At 71.9% G+C, this 15630-nt stretch carries 16 protein-coding genes; 2 read left to right on the forward strand and 14 right to left on the reverse strand.

Annotated elements, in window-relative coordinates; genetic code table 11:
- The 7 genes from ACIRR9_RS19670 to ACIRR9_RS19700 all read right to left on the reverse strand — a co-directional run bounded on the left by ACIRR9_RS19670 (position 1) and on the right by ACIRR9_RS19700 (position 8208).
- Positions 1 to 447, reverse strand: a complete 447-nt coding sequence (locus ACIRR9_RS19670; RefSeq protein WP_403753261.1) for a roadblock/LC7 domain-containing protein — start codon at positions 445 to 447, stop codon at positions 1 to 3.
- On the reverse strand, positions 437 to 2656 hold the full coding sequence (locus ACIRR9_RS19675) for a nitrate- and nitrite sensing domain-containing protein (RefSeq protein ID WP_403753264.1): 2220 nt from the start codon (positions 2654 to 2656) through the stop codon (positions 437 to 439). The genes ACIRR9_RS19670 and ACIRR9_RS19675 overlap by 11 nt, the downstream gene beginning before the upstream one ends.
- A 94-nt stretch (positions 2657 to 2750) precedes the next feature.
- The gene (locus ACIRR9_RS19680) at positions 2751 to 4202 is read right to left on the reverse strand and encodes an HAD-IA family hydrolase (protein ID WP_403753267.1); all 1452 of its coding nucleotides are present in this window, start codon (positions 4200 to 4202) and stop codon (positions 2751 to 2753) included.
- 78 nt (positions 4203 to 4280) lie between these two features.
- Positions 4281 to 5345: an ABC transporter ATP-binding protein gene (locus tag ACIRR9_RS19685; RefSeq protein ID WP_403753270.1), complete on the reverse strand. Its 1065-nt coding sequence runs from the start codon at positions 5343 to 5345 to the stop codon at positions 4281 to 4283.
- Positions 5346 to 5348: 3 nt separating this feature from the next.
- Complete coding sequence (locus ACIRR9_RS19690; protein WP_403753273.1) at positions 5349 to 6167, reverse strand: ABC transporter permease; 819 nt, start codon at positions 6165 to 6167, stop codon at positions 5349 to 5351.
- Positions 6152 to 7051: an ABC transporter permease gene (locus tag ACIRR9_RS19695; RefSeq protein WP_403753276.1), complete on the reverse strand. Its 900-nt coding sequence runs from the start codon at positions 7049 to 7051 to the stop codon at positions 6152 to 6154. The genes ACIRR9_RS19690 and ACIRR9_RS19695 overlap by 16 nt, the downstream gene beginning before the upstream one ends.
- Entirely contained in the window at positions 7048 to 8208 is a 1161-nt protein-coding gene (locus tag ACIRR9_RS19700) for an ABC transporter substrate-binding protein (RefSeq protein WP_403258109.1), read from the reverse strand. Before ACIRR9_RS19700 ends, ACIRR9_RS19695 begins: the two co-directional genes overlap by 4 nt.
- A gap of 220 nt (positions 8209 to 8428) precedes the next feature.
- On the opposite strand from ACIRR9_RS19700, the gene ACIRR9_RS19705 reads away from it, so the two are divergent.
- Entirely contained in the window at positions 8429 to 9169 is a 741-nt protein-coding gene (locus tag ACIRR9_RS19705; protein ID WP_365343045.1) for a GntR family transcriptional regulator, read from the forward strand.
- Positions 9170 to 9341: 172 nt separating this feature from the next.
- Here the strand turns inward: ACIRR9_RS19705 and ACIRR9_RS19710 are convergent, their stop codons facing one another.
- From ACIRR9_RS19710 to ACIRR9_RS19740, 7 genes are all read right to left on the reverse strand, one after another.
- Positions 9342 to 9794, reverse strand: a complete 453-nt coding sequence (locus ACIRR9_RS19710) for an Lrp/AsnC family transcriptional regulator (RefSeq protein ID WP_403753280.1) — start codon at positions 9792 to 9794, stop codon at positions 9342 to 9344.
- A 111-nt stretch (positions 9795 to 9905) separates the two neighbouring features.
- Positions 9906 to 11348, reverse strand: coding sequence for a GuaB1 family IMP dehydrogenase-related protein (locus ACIRR9_RS19715; RefSeq protein ID WP_403753283.1), 1443 nt, complete (start codon positions 11346 to 11348; stop codon positions 9906 to 9908).
- Between the two features lie 160 nt (positions 11349 to 11508).
- Positions 11509 to 11820, reverse strand: coding sequence for a barstar family protein (locus ACIRR9_RS19720; protein WP_365343041.1), 312 nt, complete (start codon positions 11818 to 11820; stop codon positions 11509 to 11511).
- A 95-nt stretch (positions 11821 to 11915) separates the two neighbouring features.
- The gene (locus ACIRR9_RS19725) at positions 11916 to 12560 is read right to left on the reverse strand and encodes an alpha/beta hydrolase (protein WP_403753287.1); all 645 of its coding nucleotides are present in this window, start codon (positions 12558 to 12560) and stop codon (positions 11916 to 11918) included.
- Positions 12561 to 12564: 4 nt separating this feature from the next.
- Entirely contained in the window at positions 12565 to 13527 is a 963-nt protein-coding gene (locus ACIRR9_RS19730; protein ID WP_403753290.1) for a Dyp-type peroxidase, read from the reverse strand.
- On the reverse strand, positions 13524 to 13760 hold the full coding sequence (locus tag ACIRR9_RS19735) for a hypothetical protein (RefSeq protein WP_403753293.1): 237 nt from the start codon (positions 13758 to 13760) through the stop codon (positions 13524 to 13526). The genes ACIRR9_RS19730 and ACIRR9_RS19735 overlap by 4 nt, the downstream gene beginning before the upstream one ends.
- Positions 13761 to 13866: 106 nt before the next feature.
- A complete protein-coding gene (locus ACIRR9_RS19740) occupies positions 13867 to 14244 on the reverse strand; it encodes an alpha/beta fold hydrolase (protein WP_403753296.1) in 378 nt (125 codons plus the stop codon).
- Positions 14245 to 14334: 90 nt separating this feature from the next.
- Between ACIRR9_RS19740 and ACIRR9_RS19745 the strand changes: the two genes are divergently transcribed.
- Positions 14335 to 15621, forward strand: coding sequence for an MFS transporter (locus ACIRR9_RS19745; protein WP_403753298.1), 1287 nt, complete (start codon positions 14335 to 14337; stop codon positions 15619 to 15621).
- Positions 15622 to 15630 lie beyond the last annotated feature (9 nt).

Here is a 15630-nt window from a genome sequence, read left to right on the forward strand (position 1 = left end):
TCAGGGGGTCGAGCGGGTGGCCGCGTCCAGGTGGCGGCCGAGCCTGCGGACGAGCAGGGCCATCTCGTGGGCCAGCTGGCCGACGTCGGTACGGACGTCGCTGAGGACGGCGAGCCGGCTGCCGTGCCCGGCGGGGGTGACGAAGAGGTAGGCGTCGTCGAGCATCACCATGGTCTGCCGCACCTCTCCCGCGCCGAACCGGTCGCCGGCCGAGCGGGCCAGGCTGTGGAAGCCGGAGCAGACGGCCGCGAGATGCTCGATGTCGCGCCGCCGCATGCCGTCGGACTGGCTGAGCGGCAGCCCGTCGGCGGTGAGCAGCACCGCCTGCCGGACATGGTCGGTCCGGGCGACGAGGTCATCGAGAAGCCAGCCGAGGTCGCTGCCGGGCTGGGCGCCGGACGGGTCCGCGGCCGCTTCGGGGGTCTGTTTCCGGTCGTCACTGTTCATCGTCGGCGGGCGTCCCTTCCTGGATGTCGCTCGGCTCCTCGGTTTCGGTCGGCAGGCCTCTGCGGCCGCGTTCCAGACCACGCTGGAAGGCGCCGAAGACCGCCCGCATCTCATCGGCGTCCAGGTCACGCGTATCACCGGGCGCCGGTTCCGTGCGCAGTTCGGGGGCGAGGGAGGCCTGGCGGGTGCGGGTGGGCAGGGCGGGCGCCGCGGGCGTGCCGGGCACCGAAGCCGGCCGGCGTTCCCCGGCCGGCGCCTCCCGCAGCCGCCGCTCGGCTCGTCTCGGCTCCCCCTCGGCCGCCGCCTCCGCCAGCACCGCCCGCGGCAGCAGCACCACCGCGGTCGTCCCGCCGTACGCCGACGCCCGCAGGGTCACCTCGATGCCGTGCCGGGCGGCCAGGCGGCCCACGACGTAGAGGCCGAGCCGGTCGTGGCGGGTCGGGTCGAAGGCGTCGGGGTCGGTGAGCGTGCGGTGGGCCTCGGTGAGCTGGTCGGCGTCGAGGCCGAGGCCCCGGTCGTCGATCTCCAGGGCGAAGCCCTGGCCCACCACGGCGGTGCGCAGGGTGACCTGGGTGTGCGGCGGCGAGAACACCGCGGCGTTCTCCAGCAGCTCGGCGACCAGGTGCACGACGTCGGCGACCGCGTCCGCCGCGACCCCGACCTCGGGCATCGGCGGCACCACGACCCGGGTGTAGTCCTCGATCTCGCCGACGGCCGAGGACACCACGTCGGCGATGGGCACGGGCCGCCGCCAGCGCCGTCCAGGGGTGGCACCGGAGAGGATGATCAGGCTCTCCGCGTGCCGCCGCATCCGGGTGGTCAGGTGGTCGATGCGGAACAGTTCGCCGAGGACGACCGGGTCCTCGGTGCGCCGCTCCAGGGTGTCCACCAGTTTCAACTGGCGGTGCACCAGGGCCTGGTTGCGGCGCGCGATGTTGAGGAGGACCGCGAACAGGCCCCTGCGGAGGCCGGCCTGGGTGACCGCGGCCTCGACGGCGGCCAGCCGTGCCCGGTTGAACGACCGGCCGACGTCCCCGATCTCGTCGTCCCCGGCCTCTCCGGCGGCCAGCGGCGGCGCCTCGGTGACCGCGTCGACGTGCTCACCGGCGCTCAACCGCGCCATCAGGGCGGGCAGCTGGCGTGCCGTCAGCAGATCGGCCGCGTCCCGCAACGTCTCCAGGCGGCGCGAGATACGGCGCGCCCCGCGCCACGCGAACCACAGCGAGAGACCCACCGCCAGCAGCCCGGCCACGCCGACGACGGCCGCCTTGGTCAACTCGCGGTAGGCGAAGGCCCGTCCGCGCGCGCCGGAGTTCTCCGCCGACCTGGTGCACAGCAGCATGTACTGCTTGACGGCCCGGTCGGTGGTCGACCGCCAGGTGTTCGCGGCGACGGCCGCACCGGCCCGGTCGGCGCCCGCGCGCAGCAGCGCGTCCTCGCCGTTCACCAGGGAGCGGTGCAACTGCCCGCGCTGGAACTGCTCGAACAGCGCCCGTGAGTCCGACGGCAGGTCCGGGACATAGGTCCGCTCGAAGACCCGCCGGTCCTCGATCGTCGCGGTGAGGGTGTCGTACTGCCGGTCGGTGAGCCGTCCGGCGGCCCGCGCCCCGGCGACCAGGGCGTCCTCGCGCGAGACGAACTCCCTCACCCGCACCAGCTCGATGACGACCTGGGACTCCCTGGCCAGCTGCCCGGCCTGGAGGGCGGTGAGGGTGGACTCGACGTCGAAGCCGGGCTCGACGAGGGCACTGTAGTCGGCCACCGCGCTGTCCCAGGAGATCTCCCGGGACAGCACCCGTGCGCGCAGCTTCTCCAGTTTGCCGGTGGCGGCCACCATCGCGTCCAGCGACTGGCGTTGCCGGCCGCTGAGCCGGCCGCGGTCGCCGTCCTGGATCGCGTGCCGCATGGCGTCCACCGCCCGGTCGGTGCTCCGCTGCTGCGCCAGCAGGTCGGCGGCGGTCGCCGTGTCGAGCCGGGCGCCCAGGTAGGCCGCCGACAGCCGCCGTTCGATCTGGATCTGTCCGACGGCCGTGTCGACGGGGGTGCCGAAGTCGTCGTACACCCCCTGGAGCCGGATCAGCGCGCGTAGTTCGGCGGTGACGGACACCATGGCGAAGCTCCACAGGACCGTCAGCGCCACGACGGGGGCGAGCGCGAGCGCCACGATCCGCGCACGGACTGTGGTGGGACGGCCGAGGGGCCAGCGCATGGGTTACCTGCCGGTGTTACCAGTTAGTAGGGAGGCCCGCACAACCTAAGTCATCGACACCCCCACCGCAATGGTTGCCCCGGGTAACACCTGGCTAGGGCTCCATGGCGAACGTTGTCACGACGGCCGCGTGGTCAGAAGGCCAGTCGTTGCCCGCCACTTCGGGCCAGGGAGCCGGGTCGCCGAGGACGAAGGTCCGGGAGTCGACCACGCGCAGCCCCCTGTGCAGCACGTAGTCGATCCGGTCCTGCGGCTCGGGCCGCCCGCTGCCGTCCTCGTGGACGGGGTGGATCGGCGACCAGGTGTGCCCGGGCCCGGCCACCGGGTCCGGATGCGCCTCCCGGTAGGAGTCGCCGAACCCGGCCTCCTCGGCGGCCCTGGTCACCGGCCACTCGACGGCGGCCCAGTCCAGATGGGACGGGCAGTTGAAGTCCCCCACCAGCACCACGGGTACGTCACCGTCCCCGATCCACCCGAGGGCCTCCCGCAGCTGCCCGAGCCGCACCTCCTCGTGCGCGATCAGGTCGGCGGCCCCGAGCCCGTCGAAGTGGAACTCGTAGGGTCCGTACGGCGTGTAGTGCAGATGCGCCGTCCAGATGTCGACCTCCCGGCCGGGGCGGACGGCGATCCGCACGCCCGCGGCTCCGTAGAAGCCGACCTCCGGGTCGCCGAGCCGGGCGGTGACCGGGTACCGGCTGATGATCCCGAGGTTCTCGCCGGCCGTGTGGTGGTGCCAGCCGAGGGCCTCGGCCAGCTCCTGGGCGGCGGTCCCGGCGGTCTCCTGGAGGCCGACGACGTCCGCTCCCGCGTCGAGGATCGCCTTGACCTGCTTGGCCCGGTGGTCGTCGACCGGGCTGCCGCCGAGCCACAGGTTCCAGGACATGACCCTGAGCCGGGGTGCGGCCATCTCGCTCAGCTCTTTCGGGGTGACCCCGACGAGGCTGTCCCGGACGGTCCGGCCGGGCGCGCTGCCGATGGGCGCGAGCGAGGGCACGGCCAGCACGGCGCAGCCGGCCGCCTCGGCCGAGGCGACCCCGGTCTCGGTGTCCTCGACGGCGACACAGGCCGCGGGTTCGACGCCGAGGGCGCGGCAGGCGGCGAGGTACGGGTCGGGGGCGGGCTTGGTGCGGCCGGTGTCGTCGGCGGTGACGGAGGCGGCGAACCGGCCGGCGCCGAGGGCGTCGAGCACGAGGTCGGCGACCGCGCGTGGGGACGCGGTGACCAGGGCGGTGGGGACGGCGGCCGCGGCCAGCGCGTCCAGCAGGTCGAGGGCGCCGGGGCGGGGCACGATGCCGGTGCGGACGCGGTCCGCGAACTCCCGGTGCAGCGCGGCCGCCAGGCCGTCTGCCGGCCGGTCCGTGGCGGCGGCGAGCCACCCGGCGGTGTGTTCCACCGGGCGCCCCAGCACGTCCGGCTCGTCCGCTTCGGTGAGCGGTCGTCCGGCGACCTGTTCCACCGCCTCCCACCACAGTCGCTCGGTGTCGACGAGCGTTCCGTCCATGTCGAACAGGACGGCCTGGAGCGGGAGTCGTGGGTGGCAGGTCACGTTGTTGTCATTCCTCACTTCTGGGCTTCCGGACACTCGGCTGGTGAGCTTCCGGATACTTTCGGACGTCTGGATGCGTTACTTCTGGGCACGTTCCGCCACGAGCACCGGCCGCTCGGGCAGCGACACGGTCACGGCGGATCCGGCGCCCAGCTCGGCGGCGTCGTGGGCGGGCAGGTCGGCCTTGGCCTCGGTGCCGTCGGCGAGCCGTACGGTGACCCGGACGACCGCGCCGAGGAAGGCGGTGGCGACGACGGTGGCCGTACCGGCGCCGTCCGCGCGCACCTGGACCGCCTCGGGCCGTACCAGGACGTCGACCTCGGCCGCGTCCGGCGCCTGTCCGTCGACGGGCAGTCGCCGGCCGAGCACCTCGACCGAGCCGTCCTTGACCGTGCCCGGGATCCGGCTCATCGTGCCGACGAACTCGGCGACGAAGGCGGTGGCCGGGCGGCCGTACAACTCGGCCGGTTCAGCGCACTGTTCGAGCTGTCCGGCGCGCATGACGGCGACGCGGTCGGCGATGGACAGCGCCTCCTCCTGGTCGTGCGTGACGAACAGGGTGGTGATGCCGAGTTCCTGCTGCAGCCGGCGGATCTCCTCGCGCAGGCTCAGCCGGACCTTGGCGTCCAGCGCGGACAGCGGCTCGTCGAGCAGCAGCACGCGGGGCCGCAGGGCGAGGGCGCGGGCCAGCGCGATGCGCTGCTGCTGGCCGCCGGAGAGCTGGTGCGGGAACCGCTCGCCCTTGTCGCCGAGCCCGACAAGGTCCAGCAACTCGGCGGCGCGGGAGCGGCGTTCGGCCGTCCCCACCTTGCGCATGCGCAGCCCGAACGCCACGTTGTCGACGGCGTTCAGATGCGGGAAGAGGCTGTACGACTGGAAGACCATCCCGGCGTCACGGCGGTGCGCCGGGACGTGGGTGACGTCCTCGCCGTCCACCAGCACCGCGCCGGAGTCGGGGTGTTCGAACCCAGCGAGCATGCGCAGGGCGGTGGTCTTGCCGCAGCCGGACGGGCCGAGCAGGGCGAGGAACTCGCCGGGGCGGACGGTCAGATCGAGTCCGTCGAGGGCGACGGTGATGCCGAACTCCCGCCGCAGGGAGCGGAATTCGACGGTTGCTGCCTTATCGAGCGTGCTGACACTCATGGTTCATCCCCGGGAGGAAGCGGTTCGGTCACGGCCGCCGGCACCGGCGAGCGCGAGGAGCAGGGCCCAGGTCACCAGGAGACTGAGCACGGACACGGCGACGGACATCTGGGCCTGGGAGCCACCGACGTTGTAGATCCACACGGCGAACGGCTGGAAGCCGAGCAGCTGGGCGACCGTGAACTCGCCGAGCACCAGGGCCAGGGTGAGGAAGGACGCGTTGAGCAGCGCCCCGCGCAGGTTGGGCAGGACGGCCCGGACAAGGGCCTGCGGCCAGTTGGCGCCGCAGCTGCGGGCGGCCTCGACGAGGGTGCGCACGTCGATCGCGCGCAGTCCGGCGTCCAGCGACCGGTAGACGAAGGGCAGCGCCATCACGACGTAGGCGAGGACCAGGACGACCGGGAAGGTCGGGTTCTGGACGGCGACGAAGGTCTCGAACAGCGGGGTCCTGGACAGATGGTCGGGCCCCCACTTGAGCACGGTGACGATGCCGGCCACGAACGCGATCGGCGGCACCACCAGCGGCAGCGAGCAGACGATCTCGACGACCGGGCGCAGCCTGGGCGCGCTGAGCCGGAGGGCGACCACGGCGGGCACCATCAGCAGCAGGACGACGGCGATGGTGGCGACCGCCAGCTCCAGCGAGAGCAGCAGGCTGGAGACGAAGCCGTCGGCGGACACGATCTGGGTGTAGGCGTCGAAGGTGATGCCCTGGCCGGGCACGTCCACCGTGAAGAGGACGGAGGCGCCCATCGGGATGAGGAAGTAGAGGGCGGCCAGGCCGAGGACGGCCCAGCGCCAGGGGGTCAGGCGTCGAGCCATCGGGCGCTCCGTCGTTGCAGGGGCAGGTAGACCGCCATGACCAGGCCGGCGACCAGGACCATGTCGAGGCTCAGGGCGAGGGCCACGTTCTCCTGGCCGACCAGCACGTTGCCGGAGATGGCGTCGGCGATCTGGAGGGTGACCAGCGGGACCGCGCTGCCGACCATCGCCGCGGCGGTGGCGTAGGCGGCGAAGGCGCTGCCGAAGAGCAGCACGAGCCCGCCGAGCAGCGAGGGCGCGAGGACCGGCAGGGCCACGAACCGCCAGTACTGCACGCCGGTGGCGCCGTTGTTGCGCGCGGCCTCCCGCCACTGTCCCCGCAGTCCGTCCAGGGCCGGGGTGATGGTGAGGACCATCAGCGGGATCAGGAAGTAGAGGTAGACGAGGACCAGGCCCCAGAAGCTGTAGAGGCTCCAGCCGTGGTCCGCGAGGCCCAGGTGCACGGTCAGCACACCGGCGTTGCCGAGGGTCGCCACGAACGCGAACGCCAGCGGCACACCGCCGAAGTTGGCGAGCACACCGGAGGCGGTGAGCACGGCGTCGCGCAGCGCCCGGGAGCGCGAGCTGACCACGGCCTGTGCGAGCGGCAGTCCGAGCAGGACCGCGATCACGGCGGAGATCGCGGACAGCTTCACACTGCCGATGAGGGCGGTGAGGTACGGCCCCTGCAGCGAGTTGGTCAGGTTCTGCCCGGTGTACGAACTCGCCCCGCTCGTCGGGTCCTTGACCGTGAAGGCGCCGTTGAGCATGGCGATGGCGGGCAGCCCGAAGGCGACCGCCGTGAAGGCGAGCAGCGGGACGACCGCGAGCCAGCCGGGGGCGCGGCGCCGCCGCTTCTGGGAAGCGGCGGACGCCACGTCGGCCCGCGTGAGCGTGGCCGTCATCCGGATACGGCCTTCGACCAGCCCTGCGCGATGACCGTCTTTGCCTTGTCCTGCTGGGCCTCGGTCGGGAAGGCCGGCGTGCCGGTGACCGCGGGGAGCTTGGCGGCGGCGGTCTTGTCGAGCGTGCCGGCCTTCTCCAGGGCGGACATCAGGACCGGGCGGGCGTAGCCCTTGAGCCACAGGTTCTGGCCCTCGGCGCTGTACAGGTACTCCTGCCACAGGCGGGCGGCCGCCGGGTGCGGGGCGTCCTTGTTGATGGCCTGCGAGTAGTACTGGGCGTACTGCCCGTCGCTCGGGATGCTGACCTTCCAGTCCACGCCCTTGGACTTGAACTCGTCGGCGTAACCGGCGTTCAGGTAGTCCCAGTCGATCGAGATGGGCGTCTCGCCCTTCTCGACGGTGGCCGGGGTGGACTCGACGGGCGTGTAGTTGCCGTTCTTCTTCAGCTTGGCGAAGAAGTCGAGACCGGGCTGGATGTCGTCGAAGGAGCCCTTGCTCGCGAGCGCGGCCGCGTACACGCCGCCGAACGCCGAACCGGACTTGGTCGGGTTGCCGTTGAGGGCGACCTGGCCCTTGTACTGCGGCTTGAGCAGGTCGGCGAAGGTGGTCGGGCAGGTCTTGACGCGCTTGGCGTCGCAGCCGATGGAGATGTAGCCGCCGTAGTCGTTGTACCACTGGGCCTTCGGGTCCTTCTGACCCTCGGGGATGTCGTCGTAGGAGGTGACCTTGTACGGCGCGAGCAGGCCCTGCTGGGCGGCGCTGAGCGCGAACGACGAGCCGAGGTCGAGGACGTCCGGCGCCCGGTCCTGGCCCTTGCGCGAGGTCACGGCGTTGATCTCGTCCTGGCTGGAGCCGTCGGGGCTCTCGTCCTCGATCTTGATGCCGTACTTCTTCTTGAAGCCGTCGATGATGGCGCCGTAGTTCGCCCAGTCGCGGGGCACCGCGATGATGTGCAGCGTGCCCTCCTTCTTGGCGGCGGCGACCAGCTTGTCCATGCCGCCGAGGTCGGCGGCGGAGGTGGCGGTGGCGGCGCTCTTGCCGCCGGAGGTGGTGGACGACGCGTTGTCGGGAGCTGCACCGCAGCCGCTCAGGGCGAGCGCGGCTACGGCGGCGAGGGAGCCGCCCAGCAGGACGGTTCTCGGCAGGGACACGGTCACGGTCTCTCCAGGAGTGCGCACGAGGGTGGGGTGACGCGAACTTGTCTGAACAAGTTGGCTCACAGTACGCCCGGCGTGGATGTCCTGACTATGAACAACGGAAGAACCATGGACCCAGATTCGCTGCACAATCCAGGCCGGGTCAGGGCTGACACGAATCACCTGGGAACGTCGATTACGCTGGTCACGCTGTGCACAGCGGCCTACTCAGAGGGGAAGCATGACGGCGCGACACGAGGAGATCGCCGACGAACTGCGGCGGGCCATCGACCGCGAGGAGTACACCGTCGGCAGTCGGCTGCCCTCGGAGACGGAGCTCGCCACGGAGTACGGCGTCTCGCGCGGCACGGTCCGCCAGGCCGTCGCGGCACTCACCTCCGAGGGGCTGATCGGCTCCCGCCAGGGCGCCCGCCGGGTGGTGCTGGCCAGCCGCCGCAGCCAGAGCTTCGCGGAGCTGCGCAGCTTCGCGCAGTGGGCGAAGGCGATGGGCCGCGAGGCGACGGGCCGGGTGGTGTCCCAGGAGTACCGGCCTGCTGCGCAGGAGGACGCCGTGCGCCTCCAACTTGCGGCCGGAACACCGGTGTTGCACGTGCTCCGAGTACGCGGCCTGGACGGCGAGCCGGTGTTGCTGGAGCGGACGGTGTACGCCGACTGGATCGCCCCGGCAGTGGAGTCGATAGAGCCGGAGTGCCCGTCGGTGACCCAACGCCTGTACGAGGAGACGGGGTTGGTCTTCGCGTACGGCGAACATGTCATCGACGCGGTGGCGGCGGGGGCGCAGGACGCGGAGTTGCTCGGCATCCGCCGTACGAGCCCGTTGCTGCGGGTGCGACGCGTGACGACGACCCGCGAGGGGCGCCCGGTGGAATGGTCGGACGACCGCTACCGCTCGGACGCGGTGAGCTTCAGTGTGCACAACTCCATCGGAAACAACGCGCTGGCGAGGAAGACCGCGGAGTAGGGGGTGGGGGTGCGGTTGCGGCCCGGTGGGGGTTGTTCGCGCAGTTCCCCGCGCCCCTGAAAGGGGCTGAGCTGGTCCCACCTTCAGGGGCGCGGGGAACTGCGCGACCAGCCACGAACCACCCGCACCCGGGACGCAACCGCACCGCCCGAGCTCTGCCCCGCCCGCTCCCTCACCCCGGCGCCCCCGAGGAGAACCGCCTCAGCAACGGCGACAGCACCAGCACCGACTTGGTCCGCTCCACGAACGGCTCCCCCGCGATCCGCTCCAGCACCCTCTCGAAGTGCCGCATGTCCGACGCGAAGACCTGCACGATCGCGTCGGCCTCACCGGTGACCGTGGACGCGGCCACCACCTCCTGGTACCGCTCCAGCCCCCGCTGGATCGTCTCCGGGGACGTGTTGCGCCGGCAGTAGATCTCGACGAACCCCTCCGTCTCCCAGCCGAGGGCCGCCGGATCCACCCGCACGGTGAAGCCCGTGATCGCGCCGGTGGCGCGCAGCCGGTCCACACGCCGTTTCACCGCCGGCGCGGACAGGCCGACCAGTAGCCCGATGTCCGCGTAGGAGCGGCGGGCGTCCTCGGCGAGGGCGTGCACGATGCGTTCGTCGAGATCGTTCAGCAAGGGGTCGTTCAGCTCTCAGATGGTGCAGGACGGGACCGGCGGCAGCCGTACACGAAGTAGAGCACGAGCCCGGCCACCATCCGGCCACGGCACCCCCGGCAAGGCGGGCGGCTAGCTCCAGCTCGCGTGCAGTGGCTTGCCCTCTGCGTAACCGGCCGCGCTCTGGATGCCCACGATCGCCTTCTCCGCGAACTCCTCCAGGGACGCCGCACCGGCGTATGTGCAGGAGGACCGCACGCCCGCGATGATCGAGTCGATCAGGTCCTCGACACCCGGGCGGGCCGGGTCGAGGTACATCCGGGAGGTCGAGATGCCCTCCTCGAAGAGCGCCTTGCGCGCGCGGTCGTAGGACGACTCCTCCGACGTGCGGTTGCGCACCGCCCGCGCCGACGCCATGCCGAAGGACTCCTTGTACAGCCGGCCGTCGGCGTCCTGCTGAAGGTCGCCCGGCGACTCGTACGTGCCCGCGAACCAGGAGCCGACCATCACGTTGGACGCACCGGCGGCCAGCGCCATGGCGACGTCGCGCGGGTGCCGGACGCCGCCGTCGGCCCACACGTGCTTGCCGTACTTCTTCGCCTCGGCGGCGCACTCCAGGACCGCGGAGAACTGCGGCCGGCCCACGCCGGTCATCATCCGGGTGGTGCACATGGCGCCGGGGCCCACACCGACCTTGATGATGTCGGCGCCCGCGTCGATGAGGTCCTTGACGCCCTCGGCGGAGACGATGTTGCCGGCCACGATCGGAACGTGCGGGTCGAGATCGCGGACCAGCTTGATCGCGTTGATCATCGACTCCTGGTGGCCGTGCGCGGTGTCGATGACGAGCGTGTCCACGCCCGCGTCGAGCAGCTGCTTGGCCTTTTCCGCGAAGTCGCCGTTGACGCCGACGGCGGCGGCGACGCGCAGCCTGCCGTTCGCGTCGGTCGCCGGGGTGTACAGGGTGGCGCGCAGGGCGCCCTTGCGGGTGAGGATGCCCGCGAGCTTGCCGTCCTGGTCGACGGCCGGGGCGTAGCGGCGGTTGGCCGCGTCCAGCTTGTTGAACGCCTCGCGCGGGTCGATGTCCGCGTCGAGCAGCAGCAGGTCGCGGGACATGACCTCGATGAGCTGGGTGAAGCGGTCGACGCCGGTGAGGTCGCGGTCGGTGACGACACCGACGGGGCGGCCGTCCTCGTCGACGACGACACCCGCGTTGTGCGCCCGCTTGGGCAGCAGGGCCAGCGCGTCGGCGACGGTCTGGTGCGGGGCGAGCACGATCGGGGTGTCGAGCACCAGGTGACGGCTCTTCACCCAGGTGATGACATCGGTGACCACGTCGATCGGGATGTCCTGCGGGATCACGACGAGTCCGCCGCGCCGCGCCATCGTCTCGGCCATCCGCCGGCCCGCGATCGCGGTCATGTTGGCGACGACCAGCGGGATCGTGGTGCCCGTGCCGTCCGGCGAGCTGAGGTCCACGCCCTGACGCGAGCCGACCGCGGAGCGGCTCGGCACCATGAAGACGTCGTCGTACGTCAGGTCGTACGCGGGCTGGATGTCATTGAGGAAACGCACGTGCCGCACATCCCGGTCGATCAGAGGTGACCCCCGGACCGGCCGGCCAAGGGGAAGAGCACGTACTTCATTCTCCCATGGCGACCGGTATGTGATGCCCGGGACGAACATCCAGGCTGGTCAGGGGCGCTTCAGAGGAACGTCCAAGGCACCCGGGGCGTCAGCCGAGGGCCAGGGCCACCGTCAGGGCCGGTTCGTCGCCGACCGCCTGCGCGAAGACGTCCTGGGCGACCTTCCACTCGTCCGGCCGGGTCCGCGCGTACCCCTGCCAGCCGGTGACGACGACGAGGAGCCCGCGTTCCGCGGCCTCCGGCGGCCAGACCGAGGGGTCACGGAGGCTGTCGGCGAGGGCGTCCCAGTTGCGGCCGAACCAGTCGGGCAGGTTCAGGGCAAAGACGGCCCGGTCCATCAGGGCGGCCTTGTCGCCGACCCCGGTGAGGTCGAGCGTGACCAGATGCGGACTCGTCGTCATCTCAGCACCGTCCGGGAGGAGTTGTGGGGATCACCGGTGTAGCGGACCCCCGTAGTAGATCCCACCGGCGGCCGGGTGACAATGCGGCACCCGGGTCAGGCGGCGCCGGTCCGTTCGGCGATCCAGTCCGCCGCGGAGCGGGTCCAGGTAGCCGCCTCGCCCGCGCCCCGGGCGAGGCCCAGGCTGTGCGGGCCGTGCGGGTAGACATGCGTGGTGTGGGGCACGTCGTGGGCGGCCAGGGCCGTGGCCAGGCGGTAGGTGTGCTCGGGCAGGACATAGGGGTCCTCGGCCGTGTGCCAGAGGAAGAACGGCGGAGCGGACGGGGTCACCAGGGCGTCGAGCGAGGTGGCCCGGCGCAGCTCCGGCGAGGCGTCCTCGCCCAGCAGGACGAGCTGGGAGGGCCGGTAGGTCTCGGTCTCCATCGAGGTGATCGCATAGCCGAGCACGGCGAACTGGACCGACGTCCGCTCGTCGCGGTCGGGGGCGAGGGCGGCGAGGCCCGCGAGATGCCCGCCGGCCGAGAAGCCCATGAGCCCGATCGTGCCGGCGCCCTCGGCCCGCAGCCGCGCGATCTCGCTGCGAAGTGCGTTGAGCGGTACGGGATGCCGCGCGTTGAGCGGATACCGGAAGACGCTCGCCGCCAGGCCCAGCCCGCCCAGCCACTCGGCCACCGGTTCGGCCTCGTGCTCGGCGTGCTGCACATAGCCGCCGCCCGGCAGCACGATCACATGCGCGGACATCGCGTCATCCCTTCTCGGTGGCCTCGGGGGCCGCGGGCAGGTCGTCGAGGAAGTCACCGGAGGGCACGAAGAAGAGCGTGCCGGTGACCGCCGTGGAGAAGTCGAGGATCCGGTCGTGGGTGGCGTCCGCCGTGCCGAGGAACATGTTGCGGAGCATGCGCTCGATGACGTCCGGCGTACCGGCGTAGCCGATGAAGTAGGTGCCGAACTCGCCGCGGCCGGGGCTGCCGAAGGGCATGTTGTCGCGCAGGATCTTCAGCTCCTCGCCGTCAGGTCCGGTGACCGTGTTCAGGCCCTTGTGGGAGGTCGGCTCGTCCAGTTCGATGTTGGTGAGCTTGGTACGGCCGATGATCCGCTCCTGCGTCTCGACCGGCAGCGCGTTCCAGGCGTCGAGGTCGTGGAGGTACTTCTGCACGATCACATAGGTGCCGCCGGCGTGCGCGGGGTCCTCCTGGCCGATCAGCACGGCCCGGCGGGCGGCGGCGCCCACCGGGTTCTCGGTGCCGTCGACGAAGCCCAGCAGGTCGCGGGCGTCGAGGTACTTGAAGCCCTGCACCTCGTCCTCGACGGTCACCGCGTCGCGCAGCCGGTGCACGATCTCGGCGGCGAGCCCGAAGCACAGGTCGAACCGGGTGGCCCGGATGTGGAAGAGCAGGTCGCCCGGGGTGGCCACCGCGCTGTGCCGGGGTCCGTCCAGGGGCTGGAAGGGGTGCAGGCCGGCCGGGCGGGGATGGTCGAACAGACGGTCCCAGGCGGCCGAGCCGATCCCGGCCACACAGCTCAGGGCGGCTTCCGGCGCACCGAACCCGAAGCTGCGCCGCAGCGCGCTCAGATCACCCAGCAGCTCCCGTGCCCGTTCCTCGCCGCCGGGGCGGACGGTGACCACCAGGAAGATCGCGGCTGTGGTCAACGGGCCGAGTACCGGCTGTGGTTCCGCTCCCGGCCCGGGCTGGGGTCCAGTGGTCAACGCATCCTCCGGATGTGATCGGCGCTCGGCCTGGCGTACTCATACTCGGGCACATCCTCGGGGTTGTTCGGCCTTCGGTCGATGAAGACGCTCCACGCGGCGGCGTCCGGACTGCCGGAGAGGAACCCGAGAAGAGCCAGAGTAGAACCGGAGTAGAACCGGAGAGGAGCCGGAGAGGAGCCGGAGAAGAAGACGCCGGTCCCGCCGGTCCGTCTCTCCCGGGACACCGGCATCGGCCCGGGCGTGCCTGATCACATCACGGGTGCCCGCCCGTCCGGCATCACATGAACGGGTGAGGACCGCGCACGGGCGCCGCCGTCGGCCGCCCCGGGCCGGCGGTCACCGGGACCGGAGGAACTCCCCGAGCCGCCGGGCGACCAGGTCCGGCGCCTCCAGCGGGGACAGATGGCCGACCCCGTCCAGTTCGGTGAGGGTCGCGGTGGGGACCAGGGGGAGCAGGTGTTCGCGCAGCACCTGGGGCGGATCGACCTTGTCGTCGCTGCCGGCCAGCACCAGGACCGGTACGTCGATCTTCCCGACGCTGCCGGAGAAGTCCTCGACCAGCCCCTGCCGCGGCCAGGCCGAGCGGGCCGTTCCGCCCGCGTTCCACGAGCCTCGCGCGGCCTGACGGAACCGCCTGGAGGGACCGTCCGAGGAACGGTCCGAAGATTTTTTCGCGCCGACGGAACAGACAGACCTGTCTATGCGGTTGACCACGCCAGGTAGACAGACAGGTCTACTCAAGCAGCACCTCCGATCCGACGAACTTCCGACGAACTTCGGCCCCGTCCCCGCGAAGGATCTCCGATGAACCACCCCGCACTACATGAGCGCACCGAGCGCACCACGGCACGGCGCAGGCCGATCCCGCCGCGCGCGGCGTTCTACGTGCTCGCCTCCGTCGTCGTCTCCTTCCTCGCCGCCTCCAGCGCGCCGACCCCGCTCTACGCGACCTACCAGGCCGAATGGGGCTTCACCCCGATCACCACCACCGTCGTCTTCGGCGTCTACGCGATCGCCGTGCTCTCCGGCCTGCTGGTCCTCGGCAAGCTCTCCGACCACGTCGGCCGCAGGCCCGTGCTGATCACCGCGATCGCCGCCCAGGCCGCCGCGATGGTGATGTTCTCGACCGCCGGCGGTGTCGGCGAACTGCTCGCCGCCCGCGTCGTGCAGGGCCTGTCGACCGGTGCCGCGCTCGGTGCGGTCGGCGCCGCGATGATGGACCTCAACCGCTCCCGCGGCACGGTGGCGAACGCCTTCGCCCCCGGCCTCGGCACCGCGACGGGGGCCCTGCTCAGCGGCCTGGTCGTGCAGTACCTGCCGGCCCCCACCCACACGATCTACCTCGGCCTGCTCGGCGTGTTCGCGGTCCAGGCCGTCGCCCTCGCCCTGATCGACGAGACCGTCACCAAGCAGCCGGGAGCCCTGGCCAGCCTGGTGCCCGAGATCAGGCTCCCGCGCACGGTCCGCGGCGCGGCCCTGGCGGCGGCCCCGGTCGTCTTCGCGGTCTGGGCGCTCGCCGGGTTCTACGGCTCCCTGGGCCCCGCCCTGGTCCGCACCCTCGTCGGCTCCACCTCCGCGGTCTACGGCGGGCTCGGTCTCTTCGTCCTCGCGTTCGTGTCGGCCGCCTCCGTCCTCGCCCTGCGCAAGGCCGCGGCGACGACCGTGATGTACACCGGCATCGGCGCGCTGATCGCCGGCGTCGCGCTCACCCTGGTGGCCGTCGCCACGAGCACACCCGCGCTGTTCTTCGTCGGTACGGCAGTCGCCGGCGTCGGCTTCGGCAGCGGCTTCCAGGGCGGCATCCGCACCGTGCTGCCGCTGACCAAGCCGCACGAGAGCTCCGGCGTACTGTCCCTGCTGTTCGTCGTGGCCTACCTCGGCATGGGCGTCCCGTCCGTCGTCGCCGGTGCGCTGGTGGTGCACGGCGGCGGGCTGCTCCCGACCTCCGAGGAGTACGGCGCGGTGGTCATCGCCCTGGCGCTGCTGGCCCTCGCCGCCCTGCTGCTGCGCGGCAGGCCGCAGAGCGCGCCGGGCGTGAAGGTGGCGTCCGGTGGCGTCCCGGCGGAGCGGCTGGAACGCGTCGGGCGCTGACTGAGTAGA

This window comes from Streptomyces sp. NPDC101234 (assembly GCF_044767525.1).
Classification (GTDB): Bacteria; Actinomycetota; Actinomycetes; order Streptomycetales; family Streptomycetaceae; genus Streptomyces; species Streptomyces sasae.

What these genes read in the sequence shown, in the direction of transcription:
- ACIRR9_RS19670 (WP_403753261.1), bottom strand. Translation starts at nt 447, where the DNA reads ATGAACAGTGACGACCGGAAACAGACCCCCGAAGCGGCCGCGGACCCG.
- ACIRR9_RS19675 (WP_403753264.1), bottom strand. Translation starts at nt 2,656, where the DNA reads ATGCGCTGGCCCCTCGGCCGTCCCACCACAGTCCGTGCGCGGATCGTG.
- ACIRR9_RS19685 (WP_403753270.1), bottom strand. Translation starts at nt 5,345, where the DNA reads ATGAGTGTCAGCACGCTCGATAAGGCAGCAACCGTCGAATTCCGCTCC.
- ACIRR9_RS19690 (WP_403753273.1), bottom strand. Translation starts at nt 6,167, where the DNA reads ATGGCTCGACGCCTGACCCCCTGGCGCTGGGCCGTCCTCGGCCTGGCC.
- ACIRR9_RS19695 (WP_403753276.1), bottom strand. Translation starts at nt 7,051, where the DNA reads ATGACGGCCACGCTCACGCGGGCCGACGTGGCGTCCGCCGCTTCCCAG.
- ACIRR9_RS19705 (WP_365343045.1), top strand. Translation starts at nt 8,429, where the DNA reads ATGACGGCGCGACACGAGGAGATCGCCGACGAACTGCGGCGGGCCATC.
- ACIRR9_RS19720 (WP_365343041.1), bottom strand. Translation starts at nt 11,820, where the DNA reads ATGACGACGAGTCCGCATCTGGTCACGCTCGACCTCACCGGGGTCGGC.
- ACIRR9_RS19725 (WP_403753287.1), bottom strand. Translation starts at nt 12,560, where the DNA reads ATGTCCGCGCATGTGATCGTGCTGCCGGGCGGCGGCTATGTGCAGCAC.
- ACIRR9_RS19735 (WP_403753293.1), bottom strand. Translation starts at nt 13,760, where the DNA reads ATGCCGGTGTCCCGGGAGAGACGGACCGGCGGGACCGGCGTCTTCTTC.
- ACIRR9_RS19745 (WP_403753298.1), top strand. Translation starts at nt 14,335, where the DNA reads ATGAACCACCCCGCACTACATGAGCGCACCGAGCGCACCACGGCACGG.